The organism is Streptomyces mobaraensis NBRC 13819 = DSM 40847 (assembly GCF_017916255.1).
Classification (GTDB): Bacteria; Actinomycetota; Actinomycetes; order Streptomycetales; family Streptomycetaceae; genus Streptomyces; species Streptomyces mobaraensis.
On the sequence record NZ_CP072827.1, the window covers coordinates 2763599 to 2785444 of the forward strand.

At 73.2% G+C, this 21846-nt stretch carries 27 protein-coding genes; 5 read left to right on the plus strand and 22 right to left on the minus strand.

What is annotated here, in order from left to right; translation table 11 throughout:
* Positions 1–13: 13 nt before the first annotated feature.
* From J7W19_RS11565 to J7W19_RS11595, 7 genes are all read right to left on the minus strand, one after another.
* A complete protein-coding gene (locus tag J7W19_RS11565; RefSeq protein WP_004948938.1) occupies positions 14–1081 on the minus strand; it encodes a glycoside hydrolase family 6 protein in 1068 nt (355 codons plus the stop codon).
* 163 nt (positions 1082–1244) lie between these two features.
* Positions 1245–1907 carry a class F sortase gene (locus tag J7W19_RS11570; RefSeq protein ID WP_004948939.1) on the minus strand — a complete coding sequence of 221 codons (663 nt, stop codon included), beginning with the start codon at positions 1905–1907 and terminating at the stop codon, positions 1245–1247.
* A gap of 19 nt (positions 1908–1926) precedes the next feature.
* Positions 1927–2487, minus strand: a complete 561-nt coding sequence (locus J7W19_RS11575; RefSeq protein ID WP_004948940.1) for a hypothetical protein — start codon at positions 2485–2487, stop codon at positions 1927–1929.
* A 250-nt stretch (positions 2488–2737) separates the two neighbouring features.
* Positions 2738–3517, minus strand: a complete 780-nt coding sequence (locus J7W19_RS11580) for an HAD-IIA family hydrolase (protein ID WP_004948942.1) — start codon at positions 3515–3517, stop codon at positions 2738–2740.
* Between the two features lie 161 nt (positions 3518–3678).
* Complete coding sequence (locus J7W19_RS11585; protein WP_004948943.1) at positions 3679–4596, minus strand: hypothetical protein; 918 nt, start codon at positions 4594–4596, stop codon at positions 3679–3681.
* Between the two features lie 255 nt (positions 4597–4851).
* The gene (locus J7W19_RS11590) at positions 4852–5157 is read right to left on the minus strand and encodes a hypothetical protein (protein WP_004948944.1); all 306 of its coding nucleotides are present in this window, start codon (positions 5155–5157) and stop codon (positions 4852–4854) included.
* Between the two features lie 133 nt (positions 5158–5290).
* Positions 5291–6352: an ROK family transcriptional regulator gene (locus J7W19_RS11595; RefSeq protein ID WP_004948946.1), complete on the minus strand. Its 1062-nt coding sequence runs from the start codon at positions 6350–6352 to the stop codon at positions 5291–5293.
* Positions 6353–6407: 55 nt separating this feature from the next.
* Here J7W19_RS11595 and J7W19_RS11600 point away from each other — a divergent pair, with 55 nt between their 5' ends.
* Positions 6408–7490 carry a Gfo/Idh/MocA family oxidoreductase gene (locus J7W19_RS11600; protein ID WP_004948947.1) on the plus strand — a complete coding sequence of 361 codons (1083 nt, stop codon included), beginning with the start codon at positions 6408–6410 and terminating at the stop codon, positions 7488–7490.
* Between the two features lie 106 nt (positions 7491–7596).
* Here J7W19_RS11600 and J7W19_RS11605 read toward each other — a convergent pair whose 3' ends face one another.
* From J7W19_RS11605 to J7W19_RS11615, 3 genes are read right to left on the minus strand one after another with little or no spacing between them, the layout of a single operon-like run.
* Positions 7597–8112: an SRPBCC family protein gene (locus J7W19_RS11605; protein ID WP_004948949.1), complete on the minus strand. Its 516-nt coding sequence runs from the start codon at positions 8110–8112 to the stop codon at positions 7597–7599.
* 5 nt (positions 8113–8117) lie between these two features.
* Positions 8118–8567 carry an ArsR/SmtB family transcription factor gene (locus tag J7W19_RS11610; protein ID WP_233478093.1) on the minus strand — a complete coding sequence of 150 codons (450 nt, stop codon included), beginning with the start codon at positions 8565–8567 and terminating at the stop codon, positions 8118–8120.
* A 26-nt stretch (positions 8568–8593) separates the two neighbouring features.
* Positions 8594–9004, minus strand: coding sequence for a VOC family protein (locus J7W19_RS11615; RefSeq protein WP_004948953.1), 411 nt, complete (start codon positions 9002–9004; stop codon positions 8594–8596).
* A 126-nt stretch (positions 9005–9130) separates the two neighbouring features.
* On the opposite strand from J7W19_RS11615, the gene J7W19_RS11620 reads away from it, so the two are divergent.
* Positions 9131–9697, plus strand: coding sequence for a GNAT family N-acetyltransferase (locus tag J7W19_RS11620; protein ID WP_233478094.1), 567 nt, complete (start codon positions 9131–9133; stop codon positions 9695–9697).
* Positions 9698–9748: 51 nt separating this feature from the next.
* Here the strand turns inward: J7W19_RS11620 and J7W19_RS33820 are convergent, their stop codons facing one another.
* Both J7W19_RS33820 and J7W19_RS11625 read right to left on the minus strand, forming a co-directional pair.
* Complete coding sequence (locus J7W19_RS33820) at positions 9749–9964, minus strand: DUF6255 family natural product biosynthesis protein (RefSeq protein ID WP_411848833.1); 216 nt, start codon at positions 9962–9964, stop codon at positions 9749–9751.
* Complete coding sequence (locus tag J7W19_RS11625; protein ID WP_210455326.1) at positions 9961–10299, minus strand: hypothetical protein; 339 nt, start codon at positions 10297–10299, stop codon at positions 9961–9963. The genes J7W19_RS33820 and J7W19_RS11625 overlap by 4 nt, the downstream gene beginning before the upstream one ends.
* 204 nt (positions 10300–10503) lie before the next feature.
* Here J7W19_RS11625 and J7W19_RS11630 point away from each other — a divergent pair, with 204 nt between their 5' ends.
* Positions 10504–11382, plus strand: a complete 879-nt coding sequence (locus tag J7W19_RS11630) for a helix-turn-helix domain-containing protein (RefSeq protein ID WP_004952422.1) — start codon at positions 10504–10506, stop codon at positions 11380–11382.
* A complete protein-coding gene (locus J7W19_RS11635) occupies positions 11382–11594 on the plus strand; it encodes a DUF397 domain-containing protein (protein ID WP_004952424.1) in 213 nt (70 codons plus the stop codon). Before J7W19_RS11630 ends, J7W19_RS11635 begins: the two co-directional genes overlap by 1 nt.
* A 6-nt stretch (positions 11595–11600) precedes the next feature.
* On the opposite strand, the gene J7W19_RS11640 is transcribed toward J7W19_RS11635, so the two are convergent.
* The 9 genes from J7W19_RS11640 to J7W19_RS11680 form a co-directional block, all read right to left on the minus strand.
* A complete protein-coding gene (locus tag J7W19_RS11640) occupies positions 11601–12167 on the minus strand; it encodes a GNAT family N-acetyltransferase (RefSeq protein WP_004952427.1) in 567 nt (188 codons plus the stop codon).
* Positions 12168–12300: 133 nt separating this feature from the next.
* Positions 12301–12756 carry an SRPBCC family protein gene (locus tag J7W19_RS11645; RefSeq protein WP_004952430.1) on the minus strand — a complete coding sequence of 152 codons (456 nt, stop codon included), beginning with the start codon at positions 12754–12756 and terminating at the stop codon, positions 12301–12303.
* A gap of 100 nt (positions 12757–12856) precedes the next feature.
* A complete protein-coding gene (locus J7W19_RS11650) occupies positions 12857–13357 on the minus strand; it encodes a hypothetical protein (RefSeq protein ID WP_004952433.1) in 501 nt (166 codons plus the stop codon).
* Between the two features lie 96 nt (positions 13358–13453).
* Positions 13454–14311 carry a fumarylacetoacetate hydrolase family protein gene (locus tag J7W19_RS11655; protein ID WP_004952436.1) on the minus strand — a complete coding sequence of 286 codons (858 nt, stop codon included), beginning with the start codon at positions 14309–14311 and terminating at the stop codon, positions 13454–13456.
* Positions 14312–14531: 220 nt separating this feature from the next.
* A complete protein-coding gene (locus J7W19_RS11660; RefSeq protein ID WP_106429744.1) occupies positions 14532–15338 on the minus strand; it encodes a YidC/Oxa1 family membrane protein insertase in 807 nt (268 codons plus the stop codon).
* A 380-nt stretch (positions 15339–15718) separates the two neighbouring features.
* Positions 15719–16033, minus strand: a complete 315-nt coding sequence (locus J7W19_RS11665) for a DUF6412 domain-containing protein (RefSeq protein WP_004952441.1) — start codon at positions 16031–16033, stop codon at positions 15719–15721.
* 151 nt (positions 16034–16184) lie between these two features.
* Entirely contained in the window at positions 16185–17678 is a 1494-nt protein-coding gene (locus tag J7W19_RS11670) for a sodium:solute symporter family protein (protein ID WP_051072731.1), read from the minus strand.
* Positions 17679–17749: 71 nt separating this feature from the next.
* Complete coding sequence (locus J7W19_RS11675; protein ID WP_004952446.1) at positions 17750–17950, minus strand: DUF3311 domain-containing protein; 201 nt, start codon at positions 17948–17950, stop codon at positions 17750–17752.
* Positions 17951–18116: 166 nt separating this feature from the next.
* Complete coding sequence (locus tag J7W19_RS11680) at positions 18117–18710, minus strand: PadR family transcriptional regulator (protein ID WP_004952449.1); 594 nt, start codon at positions 18708–18710, stop codon at positions 18117–18119.
* A gap of 90 nt (positions 18711–18800) precedes the next feature.
* On the opposite strand from J7W19_RS11680, the gene J7W19_RS11685 reads away from it, so the two are divergent.
* The gene (locus J7W19_RS11685) at positions 18801–19976 is read left to right on the plus strand and encodes an FAD-dependent monooxygenase (RefSeq protein ID WP_004952453.1); all 1176 of its coding nucleotides are present in this window, start codon (positions 18801–18803) and stop codon (positions 19974–19976) included.
* Between the two features lie 36 nt (positions 19977–20012).
* Here J7W19_RS11685 and J7W19_RS11690 read toward each other — a convergent pair whose 3' ends face one another.
* A complete protein-coding gene (locus tag J7W19_RS11690; RefSeq protein WP_004952455.1) occupies positions 20013–21407 on the minus strand; it encodes a DUF445 domain-containing protein in 1395 nt (464 codons plus the stop codon).
* Between the last annotated feature and the right edge of the window lie 439 nt (positions 21408–21846).

Below are 21846 nucleotides of genomic sequence, written 5' to 3' on the forward strand. Positions count from 1 at the left end.
GGGCCGGGACGGCTCAGGAGCGCGCGTTCCGGGCCAGCTCCAGGGCGTAGGTCTCCCACCACTCCCCCGCGTCGGGCCCGCCCTTGCAGGCCCCGTCCGACTCACCGGGCCGCTTGACCCACAGGTAGGCGTCGACCAGCCGGTCGCCGGTACGGGTGGTGGGCGGCTCGCCGAGCGCCCGCCCGGAGGGGTTGCACCACGCCTTCTCGTGGTCGCCGTCGGAGAGCGGCCCGTTGCCGTTGCGGCTGGTGTCGATGACGAAGTGCTTGTAGCCCACCAGCGCCGAGAGGGTGTGCCCGTACTCCTTGCTGGCCTCGGTGGTCTGGAAGTTGGAGACGTTGAGCGCGAAGCCGTCCGCCCGGTCGATGCCCGCGCGGCGCAGCGGCTCGGCCATCCGGCCGGCCGGGGTGACCCAGCTGGGGTTGCCGGCGTCCAGGTAGACCTTGGTGCGCGGCAGCGCCTTCAGCCTGCGGACGGCCTCTTTGAGCAGGGCGTACCGCTCCTCGTGGAACTGCTGGGGGGTGCAGCCGTCCTCCATGTGCGGCAGCGCGTCGGGCTCCAGGATGACGGTGGCTCTGCGGTCGCCGATGCCGCTCGCCGCGCGGTCCAGCCAGGCGCGGTAGGAGTCGCCGTCGGCGGCGCCGCCCTGGGAGTACTGGCCGCAGTCGCGGTGCGGGATGTTGTAGAGGACGAGGAGGGCGTCGCGGTCGGCCTTGGCCGCCGCCTCGGTGAAGCCGCGGGTCTGGCTCTCGGGGTCGTCGACGCCGATCCACTCGGCGACCGGCTGCTGGGCGATCTTCGCGATCAGCCGGGCCTCCTGCTCCTTGCCGGCGCCGAGGAGCCGGGCCGCCTGCCGGGCGGCGTTGCCGTTGGGGTTCACCCAGAACGGGGAGCGCTCCCGGGGGAGCTGGGACGGGGAGGCGGCGGACGGCTGCGGGCGGGGGCCCGCGGCCTCGTCGTCGGAGGAGCAGCCGGTGATTCCGGTGAGGCCGGCAAGCGCAGCCAGGGCGGCCATCGCGGTGCTGGTACGGGTCAGGGCCGTACGCGCTGGGCGGGTGTGGCCGGTGTGACTGCCGTACATCCACTCCCCCTTGGGTGTACTTCCGGGAGACGTCTCGGGTCCCCTCGGGACAATGAACCGGTCGCCCCCATGCTGGCACAGCGTGCCCACGAGCGTGGGCAGTCATCTCATGACATGACGGCAGATCGCTCTCTCGGAGCACAATTGCCGCTTCTTGCACGGTTCAGGCCCGGCCGCTTCCGGTCAGGTAGGCGGAGACGACCACATTGGCGCTGTACTCACGGCGAGTGCGGTCGTAATCGCCGCCGCAGGTGATCAGCCGGAGTTCGGCCCGGCCGGTGTCGTGCGGTCCGTAGACCCGGGCGGCGTCGAACCGGTCCTTGGCGAAGACGGTGACGTCCTCGACGGTGAAGTCGGCGGTGGAGCCGTCGACCCGGGTGACGGTGACGGTCTCGCCGCGCTTGAGCTTGCCCAGCTCGGCGAAGACGGCGGGCGCCCGTTCGGTGTCGACGTGCCCGACGAGCACGGCCGCGCCGAGGCTGCCGGGCTGCGGGCCGCCCCGGTACCAGGCGACGGCGTCCGGCCGGTCGTACGGCGGCGGCTCCACCGCCCCCTGGGGCGTGAGGCCGTGCGCCTCGACCGGGGCGCGCAGCCCCATGGCCCGGATGGCCAGCCGTTCCGGCTCGGCGCCGGGCAGCGGGGCGAGCGGCGGCGGCAGTTCCCGGGCGGGCGGCCGGCCGGCGGCGGCCACGTCGCCGGTGGCCGGCCAGGAGCCCATGGGCACCTCGGTGGCCTCGCGTCCCCACAGCCACAGGGCGAGCAGCAGGGCGGCCCAGGCCAGGCCCGTCAGGAGGCGGCCGTGGCCGCTGGCGCGTGGTTCCGACATGGCACCCGGTCGCTTCCGTTCACCGTCTGCCCGCCTCGGTACGTCGGCGGTACCAGATCAGACCGCCGGCGATCAGGACGCCGACGCCGCCGACGACCAGGCCGGGGGTGGAGGGCGTACCCGAGGCGGCGACGGGGGCGGTACCGCCGCCTCCGGCCGGGACCGGCGCCACGGGGACGCCGTGGTCCTGCTCCGGAGCGCGCTCCTGGGCGACGAGGCCGTCGTGGCCGTCGTGGCCGTTCGCGGCGGGGCCCCGGCCGTCATGGCCGTCGTGGCCGTCGTGGCCGTCGACCAGGGAGGCCGCGCCGGCCTCCGGAAGGACGATCAACTGGCCTTCCGCGACGCCGTCCCGCCCGTCGCAGCTGATCCGCACCGGGTAGGTGCCGGCCGTGGTGGTGGAGCGGACCGTGGCGTCGGCGAGGTGGCCGGTGGCGTCGCGGGTGAGCTTGGCGTCGGTCACGAACGCCTCCGAGACGGCCGTGGCGCGTTCGCCGGTGCACCCGGAGACGCGGACTCGCACGTCGGCGCCGGGCTTGGCGGTGAGGGGGACGATGTCGACCGTCGCGGTCCGGGTGGTCACGGGATCATCGAGGGCATGGGCGGGAGCGGCACCGACGGCGACCGCCGCCAGCGCACCACAGAGTGCGGAGCGGACTGAAACCATGATGAACCTCCTGATACCTCAGAAGTTCACCCGGCCCGGAGCGGCCGCGCATCCGCTCCGTGCTCCCGTTACTCCAACCGGTGACGATCCGGATGTCCGTACCGCCCGAACGGCGGGCAGGGCCGTCCGCCGTTCGGGACGGCCTTCGCTTCCGTGCGTGCCCGTTTCAGATCAGTTCGGTGAGATCCGCGATCGAGTCGACGACGCGGGACGGCCGGAAGGGGTAGCGGTCGATCTCGTCCGGCCGCGTCAGGCCGGTGAGCACCAGGAACGTCTCCATGCCGGCCTCCAGCCCGGCGAGGACGTCGGTGTCCATCCGGTCACCGATCATCGCGCTGGTCTCCGAGTGGGCGCCGATGACGTTCAGACCGGCCCGCATCATCAGCGGGTTGGGCTTGCCGACGAAATAGGGCTCCCGGCCGGTCGCCTTGGTGATCAGCGCGGCGACGGAACCGGTGGCGGGCAGGGCGCCCTCGGCGGAGGGGCCGGTCTCGTCGGGGTTGGTGGCGATGAACCGGGCGCCCGAGTTGATCAGCCGGATCGCCTTGGTGAGCGCTTCGAAGGAGTAGGTCCGCGTTTCGCCGAGAACGACGTAGTCGGGGTCCGCGTCGGTGAGGACGTAGCCGATGTCGTGCAGCGCGGTGGTCAGTCCGGCCTCGCCGATGACGTACGCCGTGCCGCCCGGCCGTTGGTCGTCCAGGAACTGGGCGGTGGCCAGGGCCGAGGTCCAGATGTTGCCCACGGGCACGTCGAGGCCGATCCGCTGGAGGCGGGCGTGCAGGTCGCGCGGGGTGTAGATGGAGTTGTTGGTGAGCACCAGGAAGGGCTTCCCGGAGTCCCGGAGGCGGGAGATGAAGGTGTCCGCCCCCGGTACCGGGACGCCTTCGTGCATCAGCACACCGTCCATGTCGGTGAGCCAGGACTCGATGGGCTTGCGCTCTGCCACTGCGGAACTCCTGCCATGCTGGGCGGCCCGCCGCCGGGCCCGGAGGCCCCTCGCCGGATCGGGGACGAACCGGACCGGCGGGGCTCGCCCGCCGGCCGGCGCCTCCCAGCCTAGTCAGCCCGCGGTGGTGGCCTTCCGGACGGCCGGCCCGCCGGGGCCCGTCAGCGCCGCATCCGGCGGGCCCACAGCAGCAGACCCGCCCCGCCGGCGAGGCAGACGGCGGCGGCGGTGCCGAGTACGGGCACGGTGTGCGGGCCGCCGGTCGCGGCGAGGGCGGGCGGGCCGGGGTCGCGGCCCGGCGCGGGGACGGCGTGCGGTGTGGGGCCCGGACGGGCGGGCGGGGACGCGGCGGGGGCGGTCGGGGCGGGGGTGACGGTGAAGGTGTAGTCGCCGGACTCCCCGACCCAGGCGCCGTCCGCGCCGCGCCGCTGGACGGCGGTGACGTTCGCGGTGACGCGTCCGTCGGGGGCGGCGTCGGTGAAACCGAGCCGCAGGGGGACGACGACGGTCCGGCCGGCGGGGACGGAGAAACCGTGGAATCCGGACGAACCGCCGTCGAAGACGCCGACGTTCTCCGCCTCCTCGGTCCGCTCGAACCGCACCGGCCGCCAGCGCGCCCCGTCCTTGTCGTAGAACTCCAGGTGGATGTGCTCGGGCCGGAGCGCCCGTTTGCCGTCGGCCAGGACGGCGACGGGGTGCACGTCCCGGCACTCCTGGCCCGTGACGTTGCGGAGTTCCAACTCCCAGGCGGGCGCGGGGGCGCCGCGCTCGTAGGCGTCGGGGCCGCCGGAGAGGCGGGAGGCGATCGGGAAGTCGGTGCGGTTCGCCTCCCCGCATCCCGGCCGGTCGCGGCGGTGGGCGGCGGTGGGGACGGTGGGGACAGTGGGGGCGGCCGGTGCCGCGGGTGGGAGGGGGGCGACTGCCGGGACGGAGGCGGCTGCCGGTGGGCTCGGGCCGAGGACGAGCACCGGCAGGGCGAGGAGCGGCGCAGCGAGGAGCGGCAGGGCGAGCGCCGCCGCGCGCGCCGCGAGGGCGTGCGCGGCGGATACGGGGTTCGGCAGCGCGCGGGACAACGACATCGGGGAACCTTTACTGCTGGGGGCTCCGGGAACTCGGTGGCTCTGGTGGCTCTGGTGATACCCGGTGGCCGGAACATCCCCGCCGGGCGCCGGATGGCGAAGGACACGACGGACATGTCCCCCGACCGGCGGTGAACTTCCGCCCGTTGGGACGAGGGGCGGGTCACCCGGACGGCGGTGAGCGGGGTCGGGTCGGGCGCCTGGCGCCCTCACCGGCTCACCGCCGGCCGCTCGCGCCGCGGGGCGGCCGTCCCGTCAGGCGCAGAGGACGTAGAGGGTCACCTTGCGGGCTCGGGTGTTGCCGGGGAGCGGTTCGGTCGTGATCGTCCAGCCGCGGCGGTCGGCCGTCGGCGCGGAGCTGGCCACGTAGTTGTGCGGCTCCACCTGCGCCCCTCCGCTGTGCGCGTGTTCGCGCCCCGGGCAGAGGAGGGTGTGGGTGGCGGCCTTGCCGGCCGGGTCCTGGTACGTCCGGCTGATCCCGTGCGGCGCGGCGGTGGCGGGGGCCGCGGCGGTGAGCAGCAGGGCGGCGGCGAGGGCGGGGAGGAGGGCGGCGGTTCTCATGAGGTTCCCTTCCGGGTGGCGGTTCGGAAAGCGGGCATCGCATGAGGAACAACGCGGTTGGTCGGTAAGGGTGCATTGCGTTCCCCCGGAGGGGTGAGGGAGCGACGGGCGACGGGGATCCGCCACCCACCCCTCAGGCCCCGAACAAAGGTGCGAGCACCAGCTCCGCCGCGCCCCCGACGACCACCCGCGCCCCTTCGGGAGCGACGTCGACCGGCACCGCGCCGCCGAGCGCGTCCCGGACCCCGTCGACGAAGGCCGTGGGCCGCGCGAGCACCACGCCGCCGCCCAGCAGGACGCCGTCGATGTCCAGGAGGCGTACGAGATTGAGCGCGCCGACGCCGAGCAGCCGCGCGGCGCGTGTGGTGTCGCCCTCGGCGACGGCGGCGAGGCAGAGCGCTTCGAGACAGCCGCGGTCCCCGCAGGCGCACTGGGGGCCGTCGACCATGACGACCTGGTGCCCGAACTCCCCCGCGCCGGTGCGGGGTCCACGGTGGACGCCGCCGTCGAGGACCAGTCCGGCGCCGAGGCCGGTGCCCAGATGCAGGTAGGCGAAGGAGCCGGTGGCGCGGGGGGCGCGGAGGGCGAGGCCGAGGGCGGCGGCGTTGGTGTCCTTGTCGACGACGACGGGCAGCCCGAGCCGTTCGCCCAGCGCGTCGCGGAGCGGGAAGCCGTCCCACCGGGGGAAGCCGGTGACGCGGTGCAGGACGCCGCTGCGGTGGTCGAGGGGGCCGGGAACGGCGACGCCGGCGCCGAGCACGTCACCGGTGGCGTGGTCGGCGAGCAGCGCGCTCACCGCGCCGGCCACCGCGTCCAGCACGGCCTCCGCCCCGGCCCCGAAGTCGAGTGGCGCGGTACGGGTGGCGGTCTCGGTGCCGGTGAGGTCGACGAGGGTGACGGTGAGCGCGTCCCGGTCGAGGTGCACCCCCACGGCGTGGGCGGCGCCGGGGACCAGGCACAGGGCAGTCGCCGGCTTGCCGCCGGTGGAGGCGCGGCGGCCCGCCTCGGCGGCCAGCCCCGCGTCCCGCAGCCGACCCGTGATCTTGCTGACGGCCTGCGGGGTGAGCCCCGCCCGGGCGGCCAGCTCGGACCGGCTGGCGCCGGCCGGGCCGGCGCAGCGGAGCAGCCCGAGCACGACGGCGGTGTTGTGGTCGCGCAACGCGGCCAGGTTGGCTCCGGGATCGGTCCTGTTCACCGGACCATTGTCGCGGGCGCTTGCACTTTTGCAACAGTGTTGCCAAAGTAGCGGCATGGACGGCATCTCCGACACCCCCCTCCGCGTCGGCCTGATCGGCTACGGCGTCGCGGGGTCGTTCTTCCACGCTCCGCTGATCGCCGCCACCGAGGGCCTGGCCCTCGACACGGTCGTCACCGCCAACCCGGAGCGGCAGCGCCAGGTCGCCTCCGAACACCCCGGAGCCCGGACCGTCGCGGACCCCGGCGAACTCCTCGCCCGCGCCGACGACCTCGACCTGATCGTCGTCGCCTCCCCCAACCGCACCCATGTGCCACTGGCCCGCCGTGCCCTGGAGGCCGGGCTGCCGGTCGTCGTCGACAAGCCCCTCGCCGCCACCGCCGCCGAGGCGGAGGAACTGGACGCCCTCGCCGACCGGCACGGACTGCTGCTCAGCGTCTTCCAGAACCGGCGCTGGGACAACGACTTCCGTACCGTCCGCTCCCTGATCGGCGACGGCAGCCTCGGTCGTGTGCTGCGTTTCGAGTCCCGCTTCGAACGGTGGCGCCCGCACCTCAAGGGCGGCTGGCGCGAGTCCGGCGACCCCGCCGAACTGGGCGGCCTCCTCTACGATCTCGGCAGCCACCTGGTCGACCAGGCGCTGACCCTCTTCGGACCCGTCGTCAGCGTCTACGCCGAGGCGGACGTCCGCCGCCCGGGCGCCGAGGCGGACGACGACACCTTCATCGCCCTCCGCCACGCCGGCGGCGTCCGCTCCCACCTCTGGATGAGCGCCACCACAGCCCAACTCGGCCCCCGCTTCCGGGTGCTGGGCAGCGACGGAGGCTACGTCAAGTACGGCCTCGACCCGCAGGAGGCCGCCCTCCGCGAGGGCCTGCGCCCGGGCGACGGCACGCCCTGGGGTGTCGAACCGCGGTCCCTTTGGGGCCGGCTCGGCGAGGGCGAGTCCCCGCTGACCGGCGGCGGCGACCCGGTGCCGACCCTTCCCGGCGACTACCCCGCCTACTACGCGGCGATCGTCGAGGCCCTGCGCACCGGCGGCCGGCCGCCGGTCACCGCGGCGGAGGCGGCGGCGGCGCTGCGCGTCCTGGAGGCGGCGAAGTCGTCGGCGACGGAAGGCCGCACGGTCACCCTTTGACCGCCGCCTGCCCGTTCCCGCCGACCGCCGCCTGCTCGACGTCACTTGCCCGCCGGCGGCCGCCGTCCCGTCCGGCGGGCGCCCCCGCCGCCCCGCGGTCCGGCTGTCATATGCGGTCGAGAACCGCCCGCAGGCCGCGCAGCACGCCGGACCGCCAGCCGCCGTCCATGATCGAACGGGCGCGCATCTGGAGGGCGTTGTCCGGGTCGAAGCCCTCGTGGACGAGGAAGAGGCGGGTGCCCCGACCCTCCCCCTCCAGGGTCCAGGTGATCGTCCAGTCGGCGCCGGACCGGGAGTCGGGGTCGGCGTCCCGCCACCCGACCCTGAGCATCCGCTCCGGCTCGAAGGCCAGGACCTTGGCCCGGATCGTGCCCGAGAACCCGGTGCCGGGCATGGCCATGGCCGTCATCGTGTAGCGGTGGCCGACGACGAGCCGGAAGTCCCCCGGCATCATCCACTGGGCCAGGAGCTCCGGTTCCGTGAGGGCGCGCCAGACCTTGTCGGGCGGGTGCGGCAGGAACTCGTCGACGTGGATGGCGGTGAGGTCGTCATCCCTGTCGGTGCGGACGGGGTGCTCGGCGGCGCTGCCGCCGGGCGTGCCGGTTCCGGGACTGTCGTGCATGGTTCTCACTTCTCTCGCTTCTCTGGTTTCTCCGACTTCTCTGACAGATCACTGCTTTCGCATGCCTCGCCCGACGGGTCGGCGCCCGGGTCGTCGGCGCTTGGGCCGTCGGTGCCTGGACCGTCGGCGCCCGGGTCGTCGTCCATCCGGTCGAGCACCTCGCGGAGCCCGGCGAGCTTCCCTCGCCAGAAGCGTTCGAACGGGCTGAGCCAGTCCTGCACTTCGTGCAACGGCACCGCCTCCAGTCGGTACAGCCGCTGACGCCCCACCTTGCGCTCGCTCACCAGTCCGGCCTCCCTGAGCACCCTCAGGTGCTCCGAGAAACTCGGCCGGGCCATGTCGAACCGCCCGGCGAGCACCGCCACGGACTGCGGCCCCTCGTCGCGGAGCATCCGCAGGACCTCACGTCGCACGGGGTTGGCGAGCGCCGCGAAGATCCGGTCGTGCTGCCGCACCCGCGTCCCGGCCGCCGCCACGGCCGTCAGCCCTCGGTTCCGGTGGAACCGGCCGCGCCGGCCACACCCGCCCCGGCAGCCGCGGCCGTCAGGACGAACCCGTTGCCGTCCGGATCACTGAGGGTCGCTTGCCGACCCCAGGGAAGGTCCACCGGCCCTTCGACGACGGCCCCCGCCGCCGCCAGCCGGGCGCAGTCGGCGTCCAGGTCCGACGTCTCCAGCATGATGCCGCGCACGCTCCCCGGGACGAAGCCCTGCTCGGCGGTGGCCAGCGTGAAGCTGGTCTGCGCGCCGGCCGGCCCCACCTGGAGCCAGCGCACGGGACCCGCCTCGCGGTCCACCAGCACCTCGAAGCCGAGGGTGCCGACGTAGAAGTCCTTGGCCCGCTCCTGGTCGGCGACCGGGAGGGTGACGAGCTTGGCGTGAGTGATGTTCATGCCCTCCAGAATAGGTAGGCGATTTCCTACCTGTCACGTCGATCTTCAAATCCGCAGGTCACCGTCACCTCCTTCCTCTCACTCCTGCTCCGACCTCGTTCCGCACCGGATGCTGCAATGGCGGTCATGACGCACCCCACCTCCCGCACCACGGCCGACCTCCCCGCCGTGGAGGCCATGAACGGGCCGGCGGCGGTCCGGGCCGTGGACGCCTTCCGTCTGGTCTACGCCGAGGCGTTCGCCGAACCCCCGTACCGTGAGACGGAAGCGGACATCGCCCTGACCTTCGACCGTTTCCACGCGGAGGCCGCGCATCCCGGCTTTCGCGCGACCCTCGCCCGCACGGCGGCGGGCGAACCCCTCGGCATGGCGCTGGGCACCTCCCTCGGCCGGCGGTCCGGCTGGTGGGACCCGTACGTCGCCCCCGCCGACCGGCCCCGGACCTTCTGCCTGCTGGAACTCGCCGTCCGCACCGCCCACCGACGGCACGGCCTCGCCCGCAGGCTGCACGACGCCCTACTTCAGACCACGGACGCGGACCGGATCCTCCTCACCGTCCACCTCGCCGCGACCCCCGCCCGGGCCGCGTACCGGTCGTGGGGCTACCGGACGATCGCCGAGGTCGACCCTTGGGGCAACGGTGTCCACGCGGTGATGCTGCTCGATCGCGCGGCGACGGGTGGGGATCAGTAGGGCTGGGCCACTCGACGATTGGCCCCCTGATTCGGTTCGCCCGTGCGGCCGTTACCCCGCCCCCTTCCGTGTCCGCGCAACCTCGGGCGGCGGTGGCCCCGGCGGCAAGGGGCCGGGCGGCCGCACCGCCCGGTACTCCGTGAACCGGCGCGTCCCGCAGGCCCGGCAGCGGTCCGCCCCGCCGTAGGATTCCCAACCCGCCGCGTGCTTGCAGTGCCGCACCAGGCGGCCGGTGGTGGTGTGCGTCCTCGCCGCTCCCGCGCTCATCGTCGCCCCTCGTCGCCGCGCCCGCAGTGCTCCGTCACCCAGTGGGTCAGCGCCGCCGCCGTCGCGTCCCCCGCGACCGCCGTGTCGCCCCCGCCCGCGGCGGCCCGCCTCGCCGCCTCCAGCTCCGCGCACCGGCCGCAACCGGTCTGGTACGGCCGCAACCCCGCCGCGTTGCGTTCCTCGCGCGTCGCCAACCGCAGGACGGACGGCGGCACTTCCCATTCCAGACCGCCGCCCGGCCGGCGGACCTGCACGCGGCCCTCGGCGGCGCCGATCACTTGGACCAGCCGGTTCTCCCGCACGTCGACGACGTAGGTGCCGGTTCTGTACGTCATGAGCCCCGCCCCCGATGGTGGACAGCAACCCGCCTGCGCAGATTGCCCGTTGCGACCTTGCTCCATCAGTCTGCGCCCAACCAGCAAGGAATAGCCTTCCAAATTGGAGTAATCACCCTTCCGAGTGATCAACCTGCACATTGAGGCGACGCGCCCACCCCACGCAGCACGCTGGACCCAAGCGCTTAAGGGGAGAAGCAGCACATGGCACACGCGTCCCGCCGTACCGCCCGCCGTCGCAGGCTCGGCACCGCACTCCGGGAGGCCCGCGAGGCGGCAGGCATCAGCGCCTCTGACGCCGCCCAGGCGATCCACACCGACAACACCAAGATCAGCCGCATCGAGACGGGCCGCCACCGCGTGACCCGCCTGGAGCTTGAGACACTCTTCGCTCTTTACGAAGTCGCCGACGAGAAGATGCGCGAGTGGCTGATCGCGCTCGCCGCCGAGGGAAATCAGCGCACTTGGTGGCGGGGGCACAGCAGCAGACTCCGCACGGATTTCAAGGAGTTGCTGGCCCTGGAGTCGGAGGCCGCGCGTATCACCACGCTCCAGACCCAAGTCGTCCCGGGTCTATTGCAGACCCGGGAATACGCCACGTCCATCATCCGCCACGCTTCCCCGCACCTGCCCAGCGAGGAAGTCGACTTCTGGGCGGATTTCCGCCTCGCACGGCAGAACATCCTGCGGCGGGATAATCCGCCGCGATACCTGGCCCTTCTCCACGAAGGCGTTCTGCGCCAGCAGATCGGCGGCCCGGCCGTCCTGGCCAACCAGCTCCGCCACCTCATCACCGTGAGCCGGTCGCCCGATCTGACGATCCGGGTCGTTCCCTTCCGTCAACCTGAATGGACCGTATGCCAGGGCTCCTTCACCGTGTTCTCGTACCCCGAAGTCCTCAACTTGGAGGTCGTACACATCCCGTACCTCGACGACAGTCTGTACCTGGAGGATGATGAGACGGTCAGGAAATCGTGGAGAGCGATCAACCGTCTGAAGACAATCGCACTGTCGGCAGCGCAGTCCGCAGAGCTGATGGAGTCCATCGTGTGGGAGCTCGAACAACAGCAAAAGGGCGCGTAATGACGAGCCCCTACTCGCGGGAGAGCCACTGGCGCACGTCATCGCACAGCGGCGACGGCGGCTACCAACAGTGCGTCGAGTACCGCCCCACTTCCGACCGCCGCATAGCCGTCCGCGACAGCAAAGCGCGCGCCCAAGGGACCTGCACCTTCGAGCCGGGCGCTTGGGCGGCGTTCGTGCGGGCCATCCAGGAACGAGACACCCTCGCTTGACGCCGGCTACGCGGAAGCGGCCGCCTTCGCCGCGCGCCACTCGGGGGCGAGGACCGACCAGATCTCGAAGTCGTGGCGCTTGCCCGCGTGGGGGAAGTACTCCCGCAGGACGCCCTCCTTCGTCATGCCGAGGCGGCGGGCGACGGCGATGCTGGGCTCGTTGTGCGTCGCGGCGCGCCACTCGATGCGGTGGAGGCCCCGCTCCTCGACGGCCCAGTCGATGATGTGCCGCGCGGCCTTGGTGACCAGGCCCTTGCCCGCGGCCGCCGGTTCGAGCCAGCAGCCGACCTCCGCCGTGCCCTGTTCGACGTCCATGACGCGGAACAGGACGACGCCGACCAGCGTGCCGTCCAGCCGGATGCCGTACAGCCGGCCGGTGTCGGTGGCGGCCTTCTCCATGTAGGAACGGAGGTAGGCGCGACTCGACTCCAGGTCCGTGATCTTGTTCGGTACGGGGAGGTACCGTCCGATGAAGTCACGGCCCCGGACGACGCAGGCCAGGAGTTCCTCGGCGTGCCACGGTTCGAGGGGCCCCAGCTCGCCGCCGTTGTCGTCGAGGGGTATCGCGTACATCGTCGTTCTCCACGGGTCGGAACCGGCGGGCAGGGCACGGATCTTCTCACGGCCGCTGTCAGGCGATGGCGCGGTGGATGCGCGATCCGGGACGTTTCCGGATCGGTCGCGGCTTGATATCGCTTCGGGTTTGTCAGGTCCGGGCCGTTCCCGTGGCGAGGGACCTGTCGGCGGCGGTGAGGATGTCGGCGAAGACGCGGGCGATGACGGGCTTGGCGAAGTGGCGGGCGAGGCGGGTGCCGCCCGGGACGGGAAGACCGAAGGTGGTCGTCCAGGTGACGAGGGTGCCTCCGGGGACTTCGGCGAACGTCATGCGGCCGAGTTCGTGGCGGGCCGGCGGGTAGCTGCGGTCGACGTCGTAGGCGAAGTCGTAGGGCGGGTTGTAGGCCGTGACGCGTTCGCGGAACCAGCCGATCAGCCAGGTGTGCAGCCGGACGGCACCCACCCCGTACGGCGCGTCCGCGCCCGGACGGGCCAGGCGGGCCTTGAGCACGAACGGGGAGCGGGTGTAGTTGGTGGTCGTGGCGCACCACTCGAAGACGTCGGTGATCGGGGCCGCGATGACACGTCGTACGGTCACGGTTTCCATGTCTCGTCCTCTCTCCAGGCCGGACCGGTCGACTGTGGGGCCGGTCGGTGTCTGGACGGGCGGCGAGGTCCGGACGTGACAACCGTAAGCATGACCTGGGTCACACGTCGTTTTCCGTTCGTGAGCGGTAGAGGACGGTCAGGGCCAGGCCCGAGCCCAGGAGGACCAAGGAGCCGCCGAGGGCCATGTCACCGCTCATCGGCGGCCCGCGGTGGCCCTGTTCACGGTCGCCGTCGGCGGGGCGGGCGGCGGACAAGGGGGCGACGGTGATGGGGAGGCGGGCGCGGAGGGCGGGGTCGGTGGGGAGGGCGGTAGGGGTCGCGGAGCCGAGGGGCCAAGGCGGTGGGTCCTGATCGTCGCCCTGGGCCGTCTCCGCTTCGAGCCGGTCGGCGCCGGGGAGCGGGGCGCCGCCGACGCAGGCGCCCGGGGCGCCCGCCGCGCAGCGGGCCGCGGCATCGGGGTCGGTGCCGCCGGGGGCGGTGAAGGCGCAGAGCAGCAGGGCGCCGCTGATCGTCGCCGCCATGACCGTCGCCGTCGCGGCGACCGTGGCCCGGGCGGTGGGACGGACCCGGAGGCGGGCCCGGCGAAGTCTGTGCCGCATATCCGAAAATAAGCACACCGCGACCGACCCCCTCGGGCAGCACACGCGCCTGTTCCCCCGAACGCACCCCGCCCCGCCGCCCTGGAGACCGCCGCCCTACCCGTCCTTGAGGTGCTGCCGCTGCCGCCCCAGACCGTCGATCGCGAGCTCGACGACGTCTCCGGAGCGGAGGTACGGCTTGGGCTCGGGTCGGCCCAGGGCGACGCCTGCCGGGGTGCCGGTGTTGATGACGTCCCCAGGGTAGAGCGTCATGAACTGACTGATATAGCGCACGAGATGAGCCACGGGGAAGATCTGGTCCGCCGTGCTCCCCTCCTGCATCAGCGCGCCGTTGACCCAGGCGCGGATCGTCAGTTCCTGGGGGTCGGGCACCTCGTCGGCGGTGACGAGCCAGGGGCCGAGCGGGTTGAACGTCTCGCAGTTCTTGCCCTTGTCCCACTGGCCGCCGCGTTCGAGCTGGTAGGCGCGTTCGGACACGTCATTGCTGATGGTGTAGCCCGCGACGGCGGCCAGCGCCTCCTCGTCCGTGGTCAGCCGACGGGCCGTGCGGCCGATGACGACGGCGAGTTCGGCCTCCCAGTCGGTCTTCCGGCTGCCGGGCGGGACGAGCACGGGGTCGTCCGGGCCGGCGACGGTGTCCGGAGCCTTGAGGAAGAGGACCGGCTCGGCGGGCGTGCGAGCGCCGATCTCGGTGACATGGGCACGGTAGTTGAGCCCCACGCAGACGATCTTGCCGATCCGGGCCACCGGCGGGCCGACGCGCAGGCCCGCCGGGTCCAGGGCCGCGAGCACGCGCGCACCGACGGCCGCACGGATGTGGGCGAGCAGCGGGCGGTCGCCGAGCAGCGCGCCGTCCACGTCAGGGACGAGCGCGGAGAGGTCGCGCAGCGTGCCTTCCTCGTCCAGCAGCGCGGGGCGCTCCGCCCCCGCCGGGCCGACCCGGAGCAGCTTCATCGGTCCAACCCTCCGGTACTTCGGCGAACTCGGTGCGTGATGCGCGGGCCCGGTGCGCTTTGTGCGTTCGGTGCGCTCGATGTACTCGATGCGTCCGCCGCACTCGGTGCGTCATACACGACCGGTCGATCGTCCAAGATCCTGGGTGCGGTCGGCAAGGGGCGTTTCGGCCTGTGGACGGCGACGACCGGCCTTCGGACGGCCGTCGCCACCCGCTTCTTCACCCGGTCGTGGGACGGGGGTGGCGGGCCCCCGGCTCGCCCTCCGAGCCGGCCGCCGGCTCGTTCCGCGTCTGAGGGTCGGCCCCGGACCGGTCCCGGTGGAGGTACGCCCTTTCGGCCGCCGTCCACAGCGTCGTCGTCACCACGTACAGGGCCGCGGCGAGCGGTACGACCGCCACGGTGATCAGGGTGGCGAAGGACAGGAACGGCGAGATCCGCGCCGCCAGGGCGACCGCCTCCGCGCCCGGGACGGACTCGTCGGCGGCGGGGAGCGGCGTCGCGGCGGCCGTCCGGCGGGCGCGCCGGAACGTCCAGGTGGCGGCGGCGGCCACCACCGCGAACAGGACCAGGTAGACGAGGCCGTGCGAACCCAGCGGGCCACCGTCGGCGAGCGCGTTCGTCCACCGGCCGCCGAGCGGGGCGCCGAACAGGGTGTGGTCGAGGAGGTCACCTCCGGATCCGGTCGAGAACAGGTGGTACATCACGTAGAAGACGGGCAGTTGGACGAGCATGGGCAGGCAGCCCGCCAGCGGGGACACGCCGGTCTCCGCGTACAGCTCGGCCGTCGCTTGCCGCAGCCGCTCCGGATCCTTGCCGTGCTTGCGCTTGAGCTCGGCCAGTCGCGGGGCGAGGGCCGCCTTGGCCCGTTCGCCGCGGGCGGCGGACCGGGACAAGGGGTGCAGGCAGAGCCGTACGCACAGGGTGAGGAGGACGACGGTGGCGGCCGTCGCCGAGGCGCCGAAGGCGGGTTCGAGCGCGTCGGCGACATGGGACAGGAGTGCACCCAAGGGCGCGAAAAAGGACATGGGCGGAGCCCTCCACGGGGTCTCGTCGTGCCGGGGTTCGGTACGGCGGACCGGTGGTGTCGGCGTCGTGAACGTCGTGGTCGGCGTCATGAACGTCGTGGTCGGCGTCATGAACGTCGTGGTCGGCGTCGTGGCCGACACGTCACCGGTCCGTCGGGTTCGGCGTGACGAGCCGCGTCGCTCCTCGCCGTCGGGCCCGCCCCTCGGGGCGGGGGTCGGCGTGCGGTGCTCCGGCGGGGAGACGGGTCGTCCCCGGCCGTGCCGTCGAACGGCTCGGCCGGGAGGACACGTCGTGTCGCCCGTGCCGCACCGCCGCTTCGGGGGCGGTGCGCGCACGCGGCTGGGGGCGGTGAGGCCCTCGCCGGAGCGGCGGGGGGCGGCTACGCGGCCGTCAGGACGAGACGTCCGGGCGCCCTCGGGCGCCGGCGGCCCCTGGCGTCGGGGTCGCGTTGGGCGAGGAAGGCCGTGCGCAGTTCCCTGTCCCGGATCGCGGTGCGTATTCGGGTCGGGGTCAGCGGGCCCGTGCGGACCGCCGCCACCAGGACGGCGCGTACCGTCAGGGCCGCCGCGACGGCGGTCGTGGAGGCGACGGCCACCGCGCTCATCAGGATGCTCAGCAGTCCGCACTGCGCGAGCAGGAGCTCGGCGAACAGGGCGAGGAACATGGCGACGTGTGTGCGGATGACGCGCCTCATCGTGCTCCCCCCTCCATCCGGTCGGACCGGTCGGCCGATCCGGTCGGTCCCGTCGGTCCCATCGGCCCGGTCGGCCCTTCAGTCGTTCCGATAGTAGACGGCCCCACTGACAACGCAGTCGGCAGGCCCGTCCGCCCTGTTCAGGGCCCGTTCAGGCCCCGTCCGCCGCGGGCACTCGTCCGGTCCCGGCTGCCGCGGACTCCTCGGGGCCCGGGTCCGAGGCCAGGACGTCGGCGTCCGGACGGTCGTCCGCCGGCTTCGGTCCCAGCCACGAGACCGCGAGCGCGACGACGAGGTTCACGCCGAGCGCCAGCGCTCCCGCGTTCACCCCGCTCACAGGGTCGTGCTCGGTGAAGACGAGCGCGCAGACCAGGGCGCCGCCCACGGCCAGTCCGCTCAGCGCGCCCCACAGCGTCATCCTCCGCCACACCAGGCCCAGCAGGATCATGGGGACGAGCTGGGCCATGCCCTCGTAGGAGATCAGCGACAGCCGGACGAGCGTGTTGGGCGCGGCGTACGTCAGGATCAGCGCCGCGGCGCCCGCCACGACCACCACGGTCTGCGCCGCGAACCGCTGCCGCCGCGGCCGGCCCGTCAGGGCGGGCACCGCGCCCAGTACGCTCCGGCCCCACATCGTCCCGATGACCAGCATGAACACCGCCATCGGCACGATCGACGACAGGGCCGCCGCCACCCCGATCACCCCGACCAGCCAGGCCGGCAACGAGTCGACGACCAGCTTGAACAGCGCGAGGTTGGATCCCGCCCCGGTGAGGCCGGGCACGACGAAGATCGCGGCCATGCCGAGCAGCATGGGCACGAAGAGCAGCACGTTGTAGAACGGCAGCAGGACGGCGTTGCGCCGCAGGGCGTCGGCGCTCCGCGCGCCCAGGTAACCGGCCACCGTGGTGGGGAAGATGACGACGGTGAGCGAGTTGAGGAAGCTGGTGGTCGCGAACCAGGTGGCGCCGAGTCCGCTGCCGCCGTGTCCGCTGAGGGTGAGCCACTGCGGCTTCTCGGCCACCAGCCGGTCGAGGAACGGGCCGTAGCCGTCGAAGTGGTGCAGCGGGACGTAGATCGCGAGGAAGGCGAGGGTGCCGATGACGAGGACGTCCTTCAGCACCGAGACCCACGCGCTGCCGCGCAGTCCGCTGACCACGACGAAGGCCGTGGTGACGGCGAAGGCGATGAAGTAGGCCCAGTCGAGACTGATGGCGCCGTAGGAGATGGTCGAGACGACGACGCCCATGCCCGTGATCTGGAGCTGGATGTACGGCAGGAGGCAGACGGTCGCCAGTACCGCGACCAGGGCGCCGAGCCAGGGGCGGCCGTAGCGGTGGGCGACCATGTCCGTGATCGAGACGAGGCCGTGCCGACGGGCGTACGACCACAGGGTCGGGCCGACGACGTAGCCGATCGCGTACCCGCAGGACAGGTAGGCGATGACGTAGAGGACGGGCGAGCCGAAGTTGTAGCCCCAGCCGGCGGCGCCCAGGTAGCTGAAGCTCGTGTAGCCCTCGCCTGCCATCAGCACCCAGATCATCACCGTGCCGAGGCTGCGGCCGCCCACCGACCACTCGGCGATGCCGCCGCCTCTGCCCCGGCCGCGGACGGCCAGGAGGCCCAGGGCGACGGTGAGGAGCATGAAGACGCCGAAGACGGTGGTCGCGATCGTGGAGTTGGCGGCGTTGGCGGCGTTGGCGGCGTTGGCGGCGTTCACACTCGGCCTCGCTTGCGGTCGCCGCGCCAGGCGAGCCAGACGGTGAGGGGGGTGAGGAGGGTTGCGAGGAGCAGCCAGAAGAAGAGGAAGGGGATGCCTAGGGGGGTGGGGTGGACTCGGTTCGCCAGGGGGAGGGTGGCCAGGTAGAGCACGTAGGGGGCTAGGAGCCAGAGGAGGGTGGGACGTTTCTTCAACACGGCGTTGACCCTAGGTGGTGATGCTTGTTCGGGGGTTTCGCCCCGCCCGGTGGTTTTGCCCGCGCCCGGTGGGTGGTTTTTTGGGGGGTGCCCCGGTCCCTCCCTTTCACCGTTTCTTGTGGGGGCGAGCCCCCACGCCCCCCACAGCACGCTTCGCGCGCTGCCCTTAAACGCCGGACGGGCTGACAGTGGCCGGGGTCCAGGTCAGGTTCCCCGTTTGGATGTCGTTCAGGATCGCGCGGATCCACCGCTCCTCCGCCTCCGTCACCGCACGCAGGTACTCCGTTTCCAGGGCCGTGACCCGGGGGAACGCGTCCGCCTGGTCGGCCAGTTCGGCGTCCAGTTCCTTGAGGGTGCGGGTCAGCGTGTCCGCCCGGCGGCGGAGCGCCGCCGCCACCTCCTCGGGGGCGGCCATCATCAGGTTGGAGAGCGCCGCCGGGAAGCGGGGGAACTCCTGCCGGGGGACGGCCAGCATCTCGTCCAGCCATTCCCGGGCGACCCGGCGGCCCTCGTCGGAGAGGGCGTAGACGGTGCGCTCGGGGTACGCCTGGTCGCGGCCCGTCTCCTGGACGGTGATCAGGCCCGCCCGGCAGAGGCGTTCGATCGTCCGGTACAGGCTCGCGCGCTGGCCGACGTTGACGACCTTGTCCTTCCCCCACTGCTTCAGCAACCGCTGGATCCCGTACGGGTGCAGTGGCTGCTGGTGCAGGAGTGCCAGCACGGTCAGGGCGAGCGGGGAGTCGCGGACGGGGGTCGTCATGAGCAGGATCGTATCGCTGCCGTAATTAGTTGACTTGATACTAGTTTCACTGCAACTATCGAGCCAGCGGACACGAGCGAGGAGAAGCACATGCACAAGGCGCGCACCGCCCTCGTCATCGGTGGCGGCATCGCCGGGCCCGTGACGGCCCTGGCCCTGGCCGAGGCCGGCATACGGGCCACCGTCCACGAGGCCCGCCCGGCGCCCGCCGACGGCATCGGGGCGATGCTGACCATCGCCCCCAACGGACTGGAGGCGCTGCGGACCGTCGGGGCGCACCAGGCCGTCCAGGAGGTGGGGCACCCGGTGCCCTCGGTCGCGCTGGAGGACGGGCGGGGTGGCCGGCTGTCCCGCTTCGACGGTTTCCCCGGACTGCCGCCCACCCTGGCGATGCGCCGCGCGGAACTGTTCCGGGCGCTGTCCGACCACGCGGTGGCCCGTGGCGTCCCCCTCGTCCACGGCAGCCGGCTCGTCGGCGCCGAGCGGACGCCGCGCGGCGTCACCGCGTTCTTCGCGGACGGCAGCACCGCCGAGGCGGACGTGCTGATCGGCGCCGACGGCATCCGGTCCACCGTCCGCTCGCTCATCGACCCGGGCGCGCCCGGACCCGAGTACGGCGGGGTGCTGAGCTTCGGCGGTCTCGTCGACGAGGACCCGGACTTCCCCGTCGAACCGGGCGTGATGCACTTCGGTTTCGGGCGGGCCTTCCTGGGCCACTGGCGGCTGCCCGACGGCCGCGTGTGCTGGTTCGCCGCGCTCCCCCGCACCGAGCCCCTCACCACGGCCGAGGTCGCCCGGGTACCCGCCGCCGACTGGCTGGCCCGGCTGCGCGAGCTGTACGCGGGGCACGTGCCCGGCGAGGCGCTGATCTCCCGGACGCGACCGGAGGACCTGATGGCCACCGGCCCGATGGAGCGCGTGCCGTCCGTGCCGCACTGGCACCGCGGCCCGATGGTGCTGGTCGGCGACGCCGTCCACGCGCCGTCCTCCAGCTCCGGGCAGGGCGCGTCCCTCGCCGTCGAGAGCGCCCTCGAACTCGCGCGCTGCCTGCGGGACCTGCCCGTCGCCGACGCGTTCGCCGCCTACGAGCGGCTGCGCCGGCCCCGCGTGGAGGCCGTCGGCCGGGCCGCCGCCGCGACGAACCGGGCCAAGGCCGGCGCCGGATCGGGAGCCGGATCCGGCACTTTCGCCCTTCCCGACCCCGAGCGCATGTTCGGGCACCTGCACCGGTTCCGCGTCGACTGGGAGACGGCCGTACGGGCTTGAGCGGCGAAAGGGGCGAGGGGCGCGCCTCCCCGGGCCTCACGCCCCCAGCAGCCGCGACGCCGAGTAGATGAGCAGGCCCGCCAGCGCACCCACCACCGTGCCGTTGATGCGAATGAACTGCAGGTCCCGCCCGATGTGCGCCTCGATCTTGCGGGACGTCTGCTCCGCGTCCCAGCTCGCCACGGTCTCCGTGATCAGCGAGGTGATCTCGTCCCGGTACGTCGTCACCACGTACACGGCCGCGTCCTCCAGCCAGCCGTCGACCTTGGCGCGCAGCCGCTCGTCGGCGGTCATCCGGGCGCCCAGGGAGAGGATCGCCGTACGGGTGCGCAGCCGCAGTTCGCTGCGTTCGTCCTCGGCGGCGGCCACCACCATCGCCCGGACGGAGCTCCAGGCCGACGCGATCAGGTCCTGCACCTCGCTCCGGCCCAGGATCTCCGACTTCAGCCGCTCCACCCGGGCCCGGGTGTCCGGGTCGGACTGGAGGTCGTGCGCGAAGTCGGCGAGGAAGCGGTCGACCGCGCCGCGCGCCGGGTGTTCGGGCATGTCGCGCATCTCGGTGACGAAGCGCAGCAGTTCCTTGTAGACCCGCTCGCCGACCTTGCGGTCGACGAAGCGCGGCGTCCAGCCGGGCGCGCCGCCGGCGACGGCGTGCATGACCGAGTCCCCGTGCGCGACCAGCCAGTCGTGGGCGCGGGCGCACACCAGGTCGACGGCCTTGTGGTGGCCGCCGTCGGCGATGATCCGCTCCAGCATCCGGCCGACGCCCGGGGCGATCTCCTGGGCGTCGGCCCGCCGGGTGACGGCCTCGCCGACCACCGCCTGCACGTCCGCGTCGCGGAGGACGCGCAGGGCGCCACGTAGGGCGGTGGACAGTTCGGCGGTCACCCGGTCGGCGTGCTCGGGGGCGGCGAGCCAGGCGGCGAGGCGGGAGCCGATGCCCACGGCGCGCAGCCGGCGGCGGACGACGTCGCCGGAGAGGAAGTTCTCGCCGACGAACTCGCCGAGGCTCTGTCCTAGCTGGTCCTTCTTGGTCGGGATGATCGCGGTGTGCGGGATCGGCAGGCCCAGCGGGCGGCGGAACAGCGCGGTGACGGCGAACCAGTCGGCGAGCGCGCCCACCATGCCCGCCTCCGCGGCGGCGGCCACGTAGCCCGCCCAGGTGCCCGCGCCCACGGCCCCCGAGGACTTCGCCCAGGTGGCGAGGGCGTAGACGAGGGCGACGGCGAGCAGCAGGCCGGTGGCGAACGTCTTCATCCGGCGGACGCCGCGGCGCTTGCGCTCGTCGGCCTCGCTGTAGGTGAAGCCGGTCCCGGCCCCGGGCCGCTCCGACCCCGGCGGGGCCCCCGACGCCGCTCCCGTGCCGGGCCGCTCCGGCCCCGGCGCGGCCCCCGCCGCCGCTCCCGTTCCAGGCCGCTCCTTCGCGGGCATCACTCCTTCGGACGGCCGCCTTCCCGGCGTCCCTCCGGGTGTTTCCCGGAGCGGCTTCCCACCGGACTTCCCCGGCAGACCCTCGCCTGTCTCTCCTGCCTCTCCTGTCGGCCCAGTCGCCCCCGTCGGTCCCGTCGCCCCCGCCGGTCCCGTCGCCCCCGTCCTGGGCCGCCCGCCTCCGGACGGCTCTCCACCGCCTTCGGCGCCCGCCGCCGCGTCCCCTTGGGACCGATTCATCCGTACCACCCGTTCGCGTTTCCTCAGAGGTTTCCCCGTCCCGCTCGGGAAAGCTCTTTCCTCTCTACCCGCTCGACTCGGGGAACGGCCCGGTAGTTCCCACCGTCTGACACGTCGCGGCCGGTCCGCACCGGTGGTCCGGCCGCCCGGAGCCCCCGCGACCCGCGTGGGATCATGGACCCGGCGACCGGGCCGCGGCGGC